The sequence below is a fragment of the Paenibacillus sp. p3-SID867 genome (assembly GCF_025142895.1).
Classification (GTDB): Bacteria; Bacillota; Bacilli; order Paenibacillales; family Paenibacillaceae; genus Paenibacillus_AQ.
In genome coordinates this window covers 474790-489923 of the sequence record NZ_JAMBDM010000002.1, presented here as the reverse complement: position 1 = coordinate 489923, position 15134 = coordinate 474790, and the positions used below count along the sequence as shown (strand labels likewise).

Genomic DNA, 15134 nt, shown 5'->3' with positions numbered 1-15134 from the left:
AGGCGAATAGATATGAGCTTGAGTTATTAACGAAGACTCCATAGTGATGACAGGTCAGGAACACGATTGAGATCATTCGGAGTTGCCCGGGGGATACAGGGAGGCTTCTTCATGAGAGATAACGTCCGCAGCCTTTTTTGTATAGAGAAAAGGATATCAGCCGGCCCCCACAGAATAACTTGAAGCTGCAATCATTTTTGAGACTTGAAGGGGATTTGAAATGAAGACCAAATTGATCATGGTCGAAGGTCTGCCGGGTTTCGGCAAATCGACGACGTCCCGTATGATTTATGATATTTTAACCGAACGAAACATGGAGACCCGGCTTGTGGTGGAAGGGGATGTTGACCACCCGGCGGATTATGAGGGAACGTCGTGTTTGACTGAAGAGGAATTCGGGCGGTTGCTGCAAGTCGCAGGCTCCTTTAAAGAAATATTGATCGAACGAGCCGCCAAAAAAGGCAGCTGGAATCTCATACCCTACCAGAAGCTGAAGAACGAATACGGCACGTCTTTTCCGGATGATCTATATCATTCCTTGTCCAAGCAGGATATTTACGAGCTCCCGCTGGATCTCAATAGAAGACTCATCACCGAGCGGTGGGAGGCATTTGCAGAGCAGGCGTTGCAAGAGCCCACCGTTATGATTTTTGAGTGCTGCTTCATTCAGAATCCGGTGACCGTTGGCATGGTGAAATATGATGCGCTGGATGACCAAGTGATGGACTACGTGCTGGGGCTGGAAAAAGCAATCCTTGGCCTGAATCCCGTATTGCTCTACATTGAACAGGATAGCCTGGAATACGCATTCCGCAAGGCCATCCGGGAACGCCCGGAGGCTTGGTCCACAGGATTCGTCCATTATTACACTCAGCAGGTATACGGCAAACAGCGAGGTCTGGAGGGCGTCGAAGGGACGCTGGAAGTATTGGAGGCCCGGCGCAGGCTGGAGTACCGGATCTTGGATAGTCTTGGACTGAACAAGGAACGAATGAATAATTCCTATTATGATCAAGAGACGTACAGAACCATGCTGATAGACAAGCTTAAGCTGCATGGGGTCATCCAATAGTATTATTTTCATAGATAAGAAAGGACGATTTGATGAAGAGTCTTCTAACGATCATGCTGCTCTATATGACGCCTCTATTAACAGGCTGCGAGAACGAACCCGGTTGGGAAACGATGCAGCTGCTGGACGAGAAGGTTGTCGAAATTCGGATTTCGGTATTTGAGTCATGGGACGAGATGAACGGGGACACACTGTTTTCTTTCAAGGAGGCAAAGGCTGTAAGCGCATTTGAGGAAGCGATCCGTACGGCCCGCAAGCAGCCAGATGATGCCAAAAGAACGGACCCGGATTACGACGTGATGGTTATCTATGATCAGCAATCCCCGATTCACGCCATCAAGCTGTGGTTAGGGGGAGAGGGTCAGGAAAGTGTGTTCAGCTACGGTTTCAAAGATTGGGGAGAAGATTTATATGTGGTTTCCGCCAAACATACGGATCGGATGAGAGAACTCATTTTGCAAGAGGGGCATTAACGCCGTAGCGGAGGGAATCTCTTTTTTATGTTCAGTAGCTGGAGATGATATAAAAGCCAGTTTAGTAGGTTATCCAATCCGTATATCTGTCTTAGGGAACAATAAATAACGCCGAACGCCTCATATCCCATAAAATAACGACTTAGACGTATAAAATCAGGGGATTGGGAGATGAATGAATACATCATTCAGGAGGCGATGAAGTGAAGAAGAAGACCAACACGTTAAAATATATGGCTGGAGCATTTCTTGCCGGAGCCCTGCTGTTTACAGGTATTTTGTTCGCTGCTGGGAATCCCGAAGGAACTTTAGCTGCGATTAAACACACGATGTCTAAAATAAGCTACTACGTGAACGGCAAGGATAACTCCACCGCTGACGGACCAATTGCGCAACAAGGGACGGCGGCCTCGGATTCCGAGACTCCTACCGGCAGCGATGTACCCGCTCGCATGGTTTCGGATCCGGTTAATCAACCCGTGTTCTGGGACCAGGCTTTCAGGAAGGAATCTCTGGGGCATCTTGAAGTCCAGCTGTACAATGCGGCGGGGGAGTCTGCCGGTTCCGCTATCTTGGAGCAGATCAATGACGGGGTGAAGGTGAAGATCATCGCATCCGGCCTTACACCAGGCAAGCATGGGTTCCATGTACATGAGAACACGATCAAAGATAGGGATTTCAAATCTGCCGGTGGGCATTTTAATCCGACCGACAAGCATCATGGCCTCAAGCATCCACAAGGAAGCCATGTTGGCGATATGCCGAATCTGGTCGCAGGCGCAGACGGCACCGTGGAAGCGGAGACGATCATTCAGCATGGCACCCTTCAAAAGAACCAGCCAAACTCGGTGCTCGGACGCTCGCTGATCATTCATGCCGGCGAAGATGACGGCGTAACCGATCCATCGGGCAATTCCGGCGACCGGGTGGCCGGGGGGAATATCCCCGAGTAATCCTGCAAGCTACAGGTAACCTGTGGTTTGTAGCATATGAATGTCAGTGAAAGACGCATCTCTTTAGGAGGTGCGTTTTTTTGTGATGGTTGTGTGGCGGGACGTGCTAGAATAGAACCATCATAAACTGCTATTGGAGGTATCTTCATTGATCATTCAACTGGGCGATTTTGAAGTGAATTCCGGACAATTGGTTGTCGCGGACCCTTGTTATGAATTGGATACGAACATTATCATCATGGGCGTGTTGGAAGCTGTATTAAATGGAACGTGGGCCTCGGAAGTGGAGAAGGTAGAGATTCCGGATTGGGGCGAAGCCAACGCCAAGCTAACGGCTTACCATCACTCGGCAGCTGAACAGGGGGCATTCCTGGAATGGATCAAGTGTCCTTTTATAGCTGGGGTGGATAGCGGGCAGGCCGGAATTTTTGATATTCAAAAGTACCGAATTCCTGACGCTGATGCGCCATCGGATAGCTCGGATACGGATAGTGACTGGTATCTTGCATGCTGCAATATCACCGAGAGCGGAGAAGAAGCGGGTGTCCTGGATGGAGGCGTCGTATCCCGGACCGGCATTGGCGATGGTGCATATGGCGTGTATAAGGCCGTGAATGAGCAGGATCAGGTGGTTGGCGTAAAAATTGTGTTTATTAAGAGCTAGTTGAGTGTCAGTGTAACGAAATACGAGCAAGCGCGAACAGCCATGGAAGGCATTCTTTTATGGCTGTTTTTATTGGAGATACACCATAATTGCCTGCCAATACATAGAAAGTAGGTATACAATGAATAAGGATTTTCTTTATAGTAAGCCATTTGTTCCAGGGATAATAGACGATACATTGGTGGATTTAGATTCATGGTTTTTAGATGATTCGAGAGAGAGGATGGAGGAAAAATTAAGAAACAGTCCTCTAAGTGAAATGATTATTGAATTTATAAATATTTTTAAGGAAGGCGAGCCCAATTACCAAGTAATCTTAAGTTTATTAGGCGAAAACGTTGTTAAGGAAGTTCGAGGCGAGAAATATCTGTATTGTCTAACTGAGACTATGCGATCTTATAACGATATAAAAAGAGTTGAGATAGAAGTTGATGTGGAAAAATTGAAAATAGAAAAAATGAGTTTATTCGTTAATTCGGACACATATGGAGCTTTTGAGGACGAAATAACTAGTTCAACCCATGATGTGCACATTCAAAAAACAAGTGATGTTTTATCAATTTCTGTCAATGATAAGACCATCGCAGTATTAGCGATTTAGTTACTGATGAATACTGTGGTAATAGGTTTTACAATACAACTAGCGCATTTGAAAAGCTATTGAAAAGCTATTATGCAACTTAGAGTAAGTAATCAACAAACCAAGCACACTAAAAAATTGACAGGATTGAAATAAATGAGTCAAACCATTAAAGAGATTTATTCATTGAATACAGACAATCAGAATGATGGACCCGAGTATGCATTGGATAAATGGTACGATATTCTAATTAATAAAACAGCGGACGAGATTGATTTGGAAGATGTTTCAAGGATGTTATCTCAGAATGTATTTATTGAACTTGGCATAAAAAGGGCGATGGAAATTTTATCGGAGGATCCGATTGCTGGGGTATTTTATGATGGTCAATTGCTGGGGTTACTTAGTGCTGTCGATTTAGATGACGTTAAAGATTTGTCTCAGCTTGAGCTTCTTCTACAGAAGATTAATAACAATGTTTCAAATTTAGATTGGTCTAGTGAAGAAGATCAGATTGAGTATAGTGAGTTATTAACCAATTTTATGAATAAGATTAATTTGTAATCTCAATATAAGGTTGGTTTGCAGGTTTGGAAATGATCGTTCACTACACACTTGAGAAATACGTGAAAGTTTCCAAGGTTTATTCTAATCTAAGTATGAGTTAGGAATGAGCCTTTTTGCAAGTTTGTAGGAATTTTTGCGTAGTTATTATTTTTTATTCGATTTGCGGAATCGTCACAAAAGCGATAGCGTCTCAAAGATAAATCTTAGCCGAGCGAAAACTCAGGGCCGCTCCCTGTATTCGCTCGGTTTTTTCGTTATGACTGCCTTCCTATGAATTTGAAACAAAATTGAGACAGTCTTAGTTCCATTGTTATATTACACTTAATTGAAGATGTTGAATTTTATCAGATCACGTCGTGTTTCTATGACTCATCGATGACTGTACTGATGCAAAGGAGAAACCTGTTTATGAAAAAAATGTCCATCGTGCTGGCAGTAACGCTCATTATTTCGATGGTGCTTGCTCCCTTGGCTTCCGCTCAGCCCGTGCTCCGGGCTGGAAACGACTCGGTTCCGGCCGAAACGGACGGTTGGGTGTGGGTCGGGACCGCAGAAGAACTGGCTTATATCAATCGGAATCAAGCGTCTTACCTGGATCGGAATATCCGATTGACCGGCGACATCGATATGACCGGATACGATTGGGTACCCATAGCCGATGAAGCGACCGTCTTCAGTGGTATTTTCGACGGAAGGGGACACCGGATCGAAGGTCTCACCATCGATGGAGGAGCTCTACAGTATGTCGGCTTCTTCGGCCGCGTATCGGGGACCATCCGTAATCTAGGCCTTTCCGCACAAGTCAACGGCGGCAGTTATGCCGGCGGATTGGTGGGACATCTGATCGGCGGCAGCATCATCAACTCGTATTCGGAGGGTACTGTTACTGGCGGCAATACCGGTTATGGAGGCTTGAGTGCAGCCGGCGGCTTGGCCGGGGCGGCCAATGGCGATTCGACCATTCTTCGCTCATCTTCATCCGCTGCCGTGAAAAGCGGCGATGCTTCCAATCAGTTTGCCGGGGGGCTTGTCGCTTCTCAGGGTACGGGCAGCATCAACGACTCGTATGCCACAGGGACGGTCGCGTATACGGGGGGCGATCACTATTTCTATGGAGGCGGATTGGCCGGACATTTGATATACGGAACGATAGCCAATAGTTATTCTTCAACTGCAATCATGCAATCCGGAAGTATCAGCTATAGCACAATAGGCGGTTTTATCGGAATCATATCGAATGCTTCGATCAACTCCTCGTATTTTGATAAAGTAGCATCGACCCAAGCCAGTGGCGTGGGGTTTGTGGGTAACTTAGGCCAGCCTCATCTCACAGGCCTAACTACCGACGAGATGAAGGCTGCCTCCAATTATGGCGGCTGGGATTTTGCGAATACGTGGGCTGTCCACACTGGCGTCAATGGGGGCTATCCCTATCTGCGCCCGGACATTTTGACAACCGATCTGCCGCGGGCGGCCAAGGACGCTCCTTATTCGATTGCGATAGACGCTTTCGACGGCGCAAGGGGGGGCTTGTCATGGAGCGCCTCCGGACTTCCTAATGGCCTATCGATGACTGCCTCTGGCAGGATCGAAGGCAGCGCTGCGGTGAGCGGCGCGTTCCCGGTTACAGTTTCGGTGACCGATGCGGGCCAGAACACCGTCAGCGCGGTATTGACGCTGTACGTGGATGAACCGGCACCAGACATCGACGGGCTTGCTATTAGTCCAGGCAGAGCGAACGGATCAACGAGCGTGACGGCGGTTCCGGGCGATTCTGGGCATACGTTTGCTTATTGGCTCGGACCAGATGCCGGTGTGCGTCCTCTAGTGGGTGATGCGCTGCCTGGTGAAGCGGTCTTGTACTCGCTCGGAGCGGACATTGTGGATCCAATCCCGGGTCAATATCTCCAGGTGTTTGAACTGGATGTACAGCAGCGCATCCAGGCATGGAGCAGCGTACAGGTGGAAGCGGCCCATATTCGAGACCAAGTTCGGGTGACGGGAGTGACACTGGATCAGACAGAGCTGACCCTTACAGCTGGAGGTGCTTCGCAGAAGCTGAAAGCCGTCCTTGTGCCGGTGAATGCGAGTAATCCGACGGTATCCTGGAACTCCAGCGATCCGGCTGTCGCTCAGGTGGATCAGAGGGGTGAGGTGACGCCGATTGCAGAAGGTACGGCGGCCGTTACGGTGACGACCGCCGACGGAGGGTTCACGGCCACCGCAGCAGTGACGGTCCAGTCGGCTCCAGTGGACACGGGGACGGTGATCGGCGCAGTCTACGGTACAGGGAATACGCCTCTGGTCGGTGCGGCGGTATCGGTGGGCGGAATCAAGGATATGGCCGACGCCGAGGGGAGATTTACAGTGAATAACGTAGCGGCAGGCAGCCATGCACTCACGGTGACAGCAGCGGCGTATAACGATTATACGACAACCGTAAATGTCTTAGCTGGGGGGACAGTTGACGTAGGGCGCATCGATTTGAGAGCTGCCTATACCGCAGAACCGGTACCCCCATCCTATAGCTGGGTTCCGGTTTCTGCCCCATCCCCTGTACCGGACCCAAGAATGGTCGTAACGATCAACGGCAAACAAGTTCGGGTAACCGCCAAAAAAGAGCAGGAGCATGACGGGCGCACCGTTCTGAGACTGATACCGGACTCCGATCTGGTTCGGTCATGGACCGCTGGCGGGGAAGATATCGTCATTGACATTGACAATGAGGATCCGGTGGTGAAGGTCGATCTCCCGGCTGAAGCGCTGCAGGTTCTCCTTTCGGCGAAGCCGAGTGCAGCCATTCGGATTGGGGTGAACGGGGCAAGCTACAGCGTTCCGCTGCACGTGCTAAGTGACCTCAAGAACCGAGCGAACGTAACGGTCGTTATTGCGAAAATGGCGGATTCCGCAAGGCGCCAGCTGGATGAGGTATTGACTCGCCAAGGGCATGACATGCTGGCGGAGCCGATGAGCTTTGAGCTATACAGCAACGGTGATGTAAGAATCGAAGGGGAAGACACTTACCTCAAGCGGACATTCTTGATTAATGATGCGGCAGGATCCGATCGTTCCACCGTCGTGTGGGTGGATGGCGCAGGAAAGCCACGCTTCGTCCCTTCCATTTTTGAAGGGGAGACAGCGACTTTTTATAGCCCATATAACGGTGTGTACACTGCGGTTCGCTCCAACCGAACTTTCGAGGATATCCAGGGACATTGGGCGCAAAGTAACATCGAGCGGATGGCGAACAAGCTGATCGTGAACGGATCGGCTGACGGCATGTTTGATCCTAACCGTACGGTGACCCGCGCCGAGTTCGTTGCGATGCTCGTACGTGCGCTCGGACTCACCGAGAAACCGCAGCTTTCTTCCTATTCGGACGTTGGGCCGAACGAAATTTGGTATGCCGGTGCGATAGGAGCCGCATCCGCGGCTGGCTTGATTGAAGGCTACGCCGACGGTTCGTTCCGACCGGACGCTAGGATCACGAGAGAGCAGGTGGCGGTTATGCTGGCCAGAGCAGCACGATATGCCGGCGAGCTTCCGCCAAAGGACGCTTCGACGTTGGAAAGCTTCTCGGACCATGCCCAGGTATCCGATTGGGCTAAGGGAGCGACTGCCGACCTGTTGGCCGCCGGCATGATCGAAGGGGTCGAGAAGGCTGCGTTCGCTCCGCAGGCGCTTGCCACTCGCGCACAAAGCACGGTTCTCTTAAACCGAATGTTGCTCTACTTGAATTTCATGAACTGATTGCAGCTGAATAGATGGCGCGCACATTCCAACCGAGAATGTGCGCGTTTTTTTGCGTTTATTCCGTAATGGAGCCTGTTCGTGGACTCGAAACATAGTATAGTATAAAAAAATAGCAGGTTTATTAGTTGAAAGATTCAACGGGCGAGAAGCGGATGGAGTGAGGATGTAACGAATGGAGAAGATTGCAAAACATCGCATTATCGGTTTGGATCGGGAAATGATGAGTTTCACGGATTGGCTGGCGGATTCCCGGGCACAGACATCCATTTTTTCAATATCAGGAATTGGCGGCATTGGCAAAACAACGCTGCTGCTGCAAATGGCCCGCACGGCAAGGCAGTCCTCGGTGCGTTCTCTTTGGCTGGACGGGCAAGGAGGTTTAACGACGTCGGGCGCTTTTCTGGCGAGTCTGGAGATGAGTCTTGCAACTGAATACGGCAGAACCAGGGCTCCGGAATCCGCGCTGCTGCCATACATCGTTAACGAGCTTCAGCTGCAGCGAACCGTTTTGTTCATAGACAATGGTGAGGAGATCGAAAAGCTGGAAGGGTGGCTGTTCTCCAGATTTCTTCCTGAGTTGAAGTCAGCCCACGTGCTGATCGTATGTGCCTCGCGCAATGGACTGCCACTCAAATGGCAGACGAATCCGGAATGGAAGTCCCGAATGAAAAGGTTCTCTTTGCGGTTGTTTACTCGAGAAGAGGTCTACGATTATTTAGGCGGCAGCGGCTTGTCTGCGGAATGGCAAAGGGCTATTGCCGAGAAGACGGAAGGCCATCCGTTGTCGCTTGCCTTGACCGTGGATATGCTGCTTTCCGAGTCTGTAGAGCAGTGGGATGTATGGCGAGAGGTTCCGGCTGTATTGAGCGCCGAATTTTTGCGGGAAGCGGCGTCTCCTGGCGTGTACCGTGCGCTGAAGGTTTTGTCGCTTCTGCCTGTTGCCGACGAGAACATGCTGAACCGGTTGTTGGATACACCTTTGGAAGGGGCGGACTATTACCATCTGAGGGCGCTTTCGTTCGTACGGGATACGGTGGATGGGATAACGCTGCACCAGGTCGTTGCTCGAATGTTACGGGATGACTTTACGCGCAGAAACCCCGAACAATTTGAAGCGGTTCGCCATCAGGTGTTCGTCCTGCTGGCGGAACGATTCCATTCGGTCGACCAACGCATGCAGATGCACCTGAGCGCCCACATCTTGGAGCTGTACCGTGAGTTTCTGCCCTCGGCGCATGCGTATGCCAATTTCTCGTCAAGCCTGAAACCCGGCGAGCATAAGCCGTTTGGACAGGAGGATCTGCCGTATTTGCAGCGCTTTTTGAAGGAATCCATTCAGGGTTCCGACTGGCAGTCCGAACTGGTCGACTCTGCCGATTGCCCGGTTTTGCTGGAGGAGATTGCAGCTCGTTTTCCTGAAGGAATCTTTATCGTGCGGGACGAAAAAGGGATACCGCTGGCGTTCTGCGCAGGCGTATGGCTGCATGCCTTGAGCTTGCCATTGTTGGAACGATATGCGCCTGGGTGCAGGGGGATGCTGGGGGAGGAAGTATCTTCGCTGCATCGGCTGCCACCTGAGGCAGCCGATACGATATTTGTGCTGTTATCCGCGGTAAACTCCGAACAATCCTTGTATCGTCCCGAGGAGCTGGGGGCCATGCTGATGCAGCAATGGCTGGTCCACATGACTGGCGGTTTGCGGGGGATTTTGGCGGCGGGGGATCCACAGTTGAATTCCTTATTGTCGATTCTGGGATTCAAAGTTTGCGGGAAAGCGACGGGATATGCGGGCATCGAATTGACGACATGGGAACTGGATTTTAGGCAAACGAGCTTCGATCAGTGGATTCAGCGGATCATCCGGCAAACGGAGACAGCAGCAGGACAACCGGCACATCAGCGGGAGGATGAGTATCCCCCGGCCATTGATCGAAGCGTAATGAAGCAAATGCTGGAACGGCTGTTCGATCCCGACAAGCTGGAGGAACTCCCTGTCGTTCGGCGATTGGGTTGGGACGGGATGCAGGTGAGGAACATCATTCAAGGGATTCTGGCCGACGGACGTCCGATGGAACCTTTGACGCTGTTGGAGAAGGAAATTCTCATTGCAAGTTATTTGCGCAAGGATCGGAACAAAAGCCAGCTCGCAGCATCCTTCCATATGAGCAGAGCTACCTTCTACCGTTATATGCGTTTGGCCGAAAAACATCTGGCTTTTGTGCTAAGCGATTTGATGAGGTCCGGATTCTGAGCACGCATAGTAAAGGCGTAATTAAGTTATAGGATCCCATAGCACATTTACACGGGTTGCAGCAAAGGGTTGCAAGCGAAATACGCATCTCTTTAGGAGGTGCGTTTTTTGAGTTCTATATTTCTAGAGATACACACGATACTGCTATAACGGAGGTTAGCACGATACAAGAAGCATAGCGCTGTGGGGCTTCTGAACCAAAAGGCACGATTCTTCCAGATTGCATACTCCTATGCCATTGATATGAAGGACTCTGGAGAATAAAACGATTGAGCATCTCAGGATTATCGGCCAAGAATTGAAAGGCATTGCCTTTCGGTTTATTTCAGCCGATATGCATGAAGATCTCATGATTGCGGCAGCTGCAGCGAGTGGCGCTAATGAGCCCAAAACGTTCTGGGACCATGCGGGGGACTTCTGGCAGGGACTGCAGACCGGTGCGAAGTCCGTGGCAAATTCGGTGAAGGATACGGCGACATCCTTGGTAGAAGACCCGCTTGACACCGCTAAGGATATGGCATATAACATGACCATTGGGACGATCGAGGAGGCTGCCGAAACGGTGGTCTGGGGAGGCAAAATGATCTTTGATGCCGATACCCAGGATAAATTCGCCGCAGACGTCGAGGCGTCGGGCGGTGCGTTCAATTTTGCCGGACAGCAAGCAGCCATGGCCATCGCCGGCTTGACCACGCGCCGGTTTGGCGTGAAGACTCACCCGAACCTGAAACATGATTCGGGTGGGGATGGGGGGAAGGTTGAGGGGCCGCCTAGATCTGCAACATCAAGTGGTTATTTAAGTCAAAATTTAGTTGATCATATTCTTAATAGACATTCTGTGAATAGCACAAAGAATCAGCTTCCATTTTTACAAAAGAAAATGTCGGATGATCAAATTAACGAAATGTTAAGTAAAAAATCTTTCTTTAATAAAGAATGGTCGGATAATAAAATTGCTGAAGCTTCTACGTTGGCTGTTAACCAATTAAAACAGCAGGGAGTAACCGATGGATTGCATACTGTTACTGTTTTTGGTGAGCCAATTAAAGTATTTATTAGAAATGGAAATGTGGATTCTGTTTATGGAACAAATATGTATAAACTAAGCGATTTATTAGATTAGGGGTGACCGGACATGTTTACTATTTCCTTTAAAGCATATGATAATTTTGATGATATTAAACAAATGTCTGCTCAACAATTTGACCAGACAAAACAAGATATAGAAGGGATCATTGAACTGAATTTTAACGGCAATAAATACGGATTGTTCTTTGATGATTGTCCTTTTGGCGAGGAAAGGCTTGTTCGATGGTTTGTTGACTTATTAACGATTGCAAAAAAAATAAAGGAGCATAATTATGTTGCGTATCGAATTCCAGATAGTGCAAACCTATGGCTTGAATTTATTTTGCAGGGAAAAGAGCTAAGTGTAAGCCTAGTAGAGGATGTTGATCGAAAATCAATAATAGATCTATTTATTTATAAACCATACAAGGAATTTACGTATTCACAATGGAAGGGAAGTATAATCAGCACAGTTTCTTTTGTGGAGGAAGTAATAATAAGTTCAAGCAAGCTGCTAAATTTTATAGCTGTATTGAATCCTCAACTATTAAATAGCGAGAATATTCAACTATTAGAAAATAAAGTGCGTGAGCTAAGCATATAATGATTGTTTTTCTAGATAATCACCTCAGTACAAGGAAGTGGACAAAGGACTCGAAAGGGAACTTTCATAGAAGAACTAAAGGCAACACTCTCTGGATCGAATACCGAGGAAAAAACGGAGATATTAAGCCACCTTTGTGATATTTTCGAATCCTATAACAATCCGATTGATAATTTCATTGATATTGTTGCTGTATTACTCCATTTCGGTATTAAAGAAGAGAATTTAGATATGAAGGAAGAAATATTTAATACAGTACTATCTGCAGCAACTTATAAAAACATTGAGGGGACAAATTTCGATATTTTAGCGGACATTATGATCATTAACCCGACAGTAACAAATATTTGAGGCTTATTCCAACTCAAAAATGAGTTTGGAATAAGCCTTTTCATGTTCAATGTATGGAATAAGTGAAACGAGTCGCTAACGAAAGTTATACAAAGAATAGTAAGGTTCAACACTTCAGGAAAGCAAGGAATTTTATTTAAACTCATTAACCTTGGACTGGCTTGATCGTGTCACGTATGACCAGGCTTGTAGGCAGCATGACTTTCTTATTGCCATAAGACGAGCCTTCGGTAATTTCGAACAGCAGCTTGGCGCTCTCATAGCCGAGGACGTCGAAATATTGCTTCACTGTGCTCAAAGCGATCTTGGCGAATTTGGAGCTTTCAAAATCGTCAAAGCCCATTAGGGATACTTGTTCGGGGATACGAATGTCAAGTGCGGTGAGCTGTTCGATTACCTCTAGCGCCCGCTTGTCGTTCGCGCAGAACAGCGCGGTCAGCTCTCCAATTTGGATAAGGCGCGCAAGCGCGGCGTAGTCCAATTCCTTGTCCAGGAACAAGAGCGATTCGGGTATCGGAAGGGACGCATTCGACATGGCGTTGCAATAGCCGTTATATCTGTCAACCTCCGGGCTCAGGTGGTAGTCGTAAGCCGCAAATCCGATTCGGCGATGACCTTGGTTTATCAAGTATTCTACTGCTTCATAAGCTCCGTCGTGGTTGTTGCAGGTGACGACGTTGACCGGATAGCCGGAAGGGGAACGATCGAGCATCACGAACGGAATCGCTTTTTTGCGAATTTCCCCGAGATAGCCCTTCGCAGCTTCGGGATTAGAGGAATAGATGAGTATTCCTCTTAGTTCCGTTTGAATCAGCTCCAAAACAAGCTCTCGTTCCTGTTCGAAGTCGTTCTCCACGAATTCGATGATCAGCTTGCAACCATGCTTGCCCAGAAAGGACTGTATGCCCCTCATGATCTGCATATACGAACTATCGTACAGGTCGACACCGGAAATGACGAAGGCCACCAGATTTGAGGTCTTTTCCGAGACGGCTGATTGGTTGGCGACAAAGCTTCCCTTACCTCTGACGCGGTAGATCACGCCCTCGTTCACCAGCTCCGACAGCGCTTTACGGACAGTGATGGAGCTGACATCCAGCAGCTTGGAAAATTCCGACTCGCTAGGAATCCGGTCGTCCTTTGTAAATTCCTGATTCTCGATCTGGGATAAGACATAGTCTTTCACCATCTGGTACTTTGGCAGAGCCACGTCCTTCTTGCTCAAGTAGGTTCACCTCGTATTAACATTTCCTCCAATTATAGCGCACATCGGTTTAAAAAGTATACGTACTTGGGCTGCATTTTGGAAAAAGATTATGTCGAATAGGTGGGTGGTTTTCGGGAATAAAGCAGAAAAGGGAGGAAAATCATATGAAAGATTTGAATTTCGTGAAGGTCTGTATTACTATGGGTTCAAATAAAGTATGTGTTTTCATTCGCTTATCATAATAACTTCGAGATGGAACACTTCCGCAAAATGAATGGTACTATATTACACCGTAAAAGGACATAGAAAAGAGTCGCTGGGGAATCCAGCAGCTCGATGCTTGAAATTTCATCTAGTACAGGTTGTTCAAAAAGCCGTCTTCCAGGACGAAGCAGATCAGGAAGCGGACTCGACGCTCGAATCTTCAATCAGCCGGGCCTGCCGTTGCTACGTACCCACTACAGCAGATGCTTTCGAAGGCGTTTTCTGCGAAAACGTGTAGCTCCGCTGCTCATTCCCTAGCTTCATCCAACCTTCTCGGTTCTGTAAACCCGACTTTTTGAACACGCATCAAAAGGTTACAATAGCGCCTTCCTTTTCGAACGGGTAGTCGATGACGATACGCGCTGCTTCGGTATCGCCGATGCCGCTGTACAGATTGACCTTGCCGTCGGGACGTATTTCGATGCCGGCGGTGAACGCGCAGTCGGTCAGATGCGGCTTCTTGGCGGGGCCATCCGGATAACAAGGGCGGGTGCCGATGATTTTTAAATCCGAGAATTGATTCGTCTGCGGGTCCAATACGAAAGCCATGTTCATATAGGTCGATTTATCTTCTTGAGCGTAGCAGATATGGCCGATGACGCCGATTTTCCCGCTCTTGAGCAAGTAGGCCTGGTTGCAGCCGCCCCACTCATCCTTGCGGAACAGTCCACTGATATATGGGGCGTTCTTGATGACTTCCGGTGACAGTGCGTCCAGGCTGTCGATGACAGTGAATCCCACTAAGGATTCGCTTCCGAATTGCTTGCGTACTTCTTCGCTGCGTGGTCTTGAGAAGACGCCGATCCTACCGTCTCGGAGCTCTACGAGCCGAATATCCTTCATATAATCCGGACCGGTCGTGAAGTAGTAAAGATCATGAAGATCGCGGCCTTTGTAGAAATAGCCGTAGAAAGTATCAAGCCGCCCCTGTTTGTTACGAACGTGCGTGCCGCCTAGTACGAGCTGTTTGTTGATCACGCTAATATAAGGATCTTCAAGCTGGTAAATCATCGTATTCGGGACGGCTGTCCACTCGTCCGGTCCGCTCTCCTCGAACAGGCGCACCCAAGATCTCGCCCACTCATGGCGTTTCTCCATGCGTCCGTATATGTAGCGCCTGCCGTTCCATTCGAACGGAATCGAAGGATTGTAAACATCGAAGCCTTCGACTCCGCGGAAGACAAGCTTGGCGCTTTCATAAATGCGTTTGTTTGCTTCGAATTGCTGACGCTGTTCCAATATGTTCATTCGTGGCAAATCTCCTTTCAGGCTTCAATAACAACTCTATCCTAATCAAAAGTGCTGCTTTCAATCTTGCTCTATTTTT

Annotated in this window: 12 protein-coding genes; 10 read left to right on the top strand and 2 right to left on the bottom strand. The window is 48.6% G+C overall.

The genetic code is table 11. From position 1 onward, the window contains the following. The first annotated feature begins 220 nt into the window (after positions 1–220). The 10 genes from M4D81_RS05470 to M4D81_RS05425 all read left to right on the top strand — a co-directional run bounded on the left by M4D81_RS05470 (position 221) and on the right by M4D81_RS05425 (position 11985). The gene (locus M4D81_RS05470) at positions 221–1072 is read left to right on the top strand and encodes a P-loop NTPase family protein (protein ID WP_260064898.1); all 852 of its coding nucleotides are present in this window, start codon (positions 221–223) and stop codon (positions 1070–1072) included. Between the two features lie 32 nt (positions 1073–1104). Then, positions 1105–1545, top strand: a complete 441-nt coding sequence (locus tag M4D81_RS05465; protein ID WP_260064897.1) for a YhfM domain-containing protein — start codon at positions 1105–1107, stop codon at positions 1543–1545. A gap of 203 nt (positions 1546–1748) precedes the next feature. Then, a complete protein-coding gene (locus M4D81_RS05460) occupies positions 1749–2498 on the top strand; it encodes a superoxide dismutase family protein (RefSeq protein WP_260064896.1) in 750 nt (249 codons plus the stop codon). Between the two features lie 148 nt (positions 2499–2646). Then, a complete protein-coding gene (locus tag M4D81_RS05455) occupies positions 2647–3162 on the top strand; it encodes a DUF4241 domain-containing protein (protein ID WP_260064895.1) in 516 nt (171 codons plus the stop codon). A 121-nt stretch (positions 3163–3283) separates the two neighbouring features. Continuing rightward, a complete protein-coding gene (locus M4D81_RS05450; RefSeq protein WP_260064893.1) occupies positions 3284–3763 on the top strand; it encodes a hypothetical protein in 480 nt (159 codons plus the stop codon). Between the two features lie 135 nt (positions 3764–3898). Continuing rightward, positions 3899–4306, top strand: a complete 408-nt coding sequence (locus M4D81_RS05445; RefSeq protein WP_260064892.1) for a contact-dependent growth inhibition system immunity protein — start codon at positions 3899–3901, stop codon at positions 4304–4306. A gap of 411 nt (positions 4307–4717) precedes the next feature. Next, complete coding sequence (locus M4D81_RS05440) at positions 4718–8059, top strand: S-layer homology domain-containing protein (protein WP_260064890.1); 3342 nt, start codon at positions 4718–4720, stop codon at positions 8057–8059. Between the two features lie 175 nt (positions 8060–8234). Then, complete coding sequence (locus tag M4D81_RS05435; RefSeq protein ID WP_260064889.1) at positions 8235–10313, top strand: bacterio-opsin activator; 2079 nt, start codon at positions 8235–8237, stop codon at positions 10311–10313. A 298-nt stretch (positions 10314–10611) separates the two neighbouring features. Next, positions 10612–11436, top strand: coding sequence for a hypothetical protein (locus M4D81_RS05430; protein ID WP_260064888.1), 825 nt, complete (start codon positions 10612–10614; stop codon positions 11434–11436). Between the two features lie 12 nt (positions 11437–11448). After that, complete coding sequence (locus M4D81_RS05425; protein WP_260064887.1) at positions 11449–11985, top strand: hypothetical protein; 537 nt, start codon at positions 11449–11451, stop codon at positions 11983–11985. A 496-nt stretch (positions 11986–12481) separates the two neighbouring features. Here M4D81_RS05425 and M4D81_RS05420 read toward each other — a convergent pair whose 3' ends face one another. Both M4D81_RS05420 and M4D81_RS05415 read right to left on the bottom strand, forming a co-directional pair. Continuing rightward, positions 12482–13561 (bottom strand): GntR family transcriptional regulator, encoded by a 1080-nt coding sequence (locus tag M4D81_RS05420; RefSeq protein WP_260064886.1) that lies wholly within the window; start codon positions 13559–13561, stop codon positions 12482–12484. A gap of 552 nt (positions 13562–14113) precedes the next feature. Further along, positions 14114–15055 carry an MTP-1 family protein gene (locus M4D81_RS05415; RefSeq protein WP_260064885.1) on the bottom strand — a complete coding sequence of 314 codons (942 nt, stop codon included), beginning with the start codon at positions 15053–15055 and terminating at the stop codon, positions 14114–14116. Positions 15056–15134 lie beyond the last annotated feature (79 nt).

What these genes read in the sequence shown, in the direction of transcription:
- M4D81_RS05435 (WP_260064889.1), top strand. Translation starts at nt 8,235, where the DNA reads ATGGAGAAGATTGCAAAACATCGCATTATCGGTTTGGATCGGGAAATG.
- M4D81_RS05415 (WP_260064885.1), bottom strand. Translation starts at nt 15,055, where the DNA reads ATGAACATATTGGAACAGCGTCAGCAATTCGAAGCAAACAAACGCATT.
- M4D81_RS05440 (WP_260064890.1), top strand. Translation starts at nt 4,718, where the DNA reads ATGAAAAAAATGTCCATCGTGCTGGCAGTAACGCTCATTATTTCGATG.
- M4D81_RS05465 (WP_260064897.1), top strand. Translation starts at nt 1,105, where the DNA reads ATGAAGAGTCTTCTAACGATCATGCTGCTCTATATGACGCCTCTATTA.
- M4D81_RS05450 (WP_260064893.1), top strand. Translation starts at nt 3,284, where the DNA reads ATGAATAAGGATTTTCTTTATAGTAAGCCATTTGTTCCAGGGATAATA.
- M4D81_RS05470 (WP_260064898.1), top strand. Translation starts at nt 221, where the DNA reads ATGAAGACCAAATTGATCATGGTCGAAGGTCTGCCGGGTTTCGGCAAA.
- M4D81_RS05445 (WP_260064892.1), top strand. Translation starts at nt 3,899, where the DNA reads ATGAGTCAAACCATTAAAGAGATTTATTCATTGAATACAGACAATCAG.
- M4D81_RS05425 (WP_260064887.1), top strand. Translation starts at nt 11,449, where the DNA reads ATGTTTACTATTTCCTTTAAAGCATATGATAATTTTGATGATATTAAA.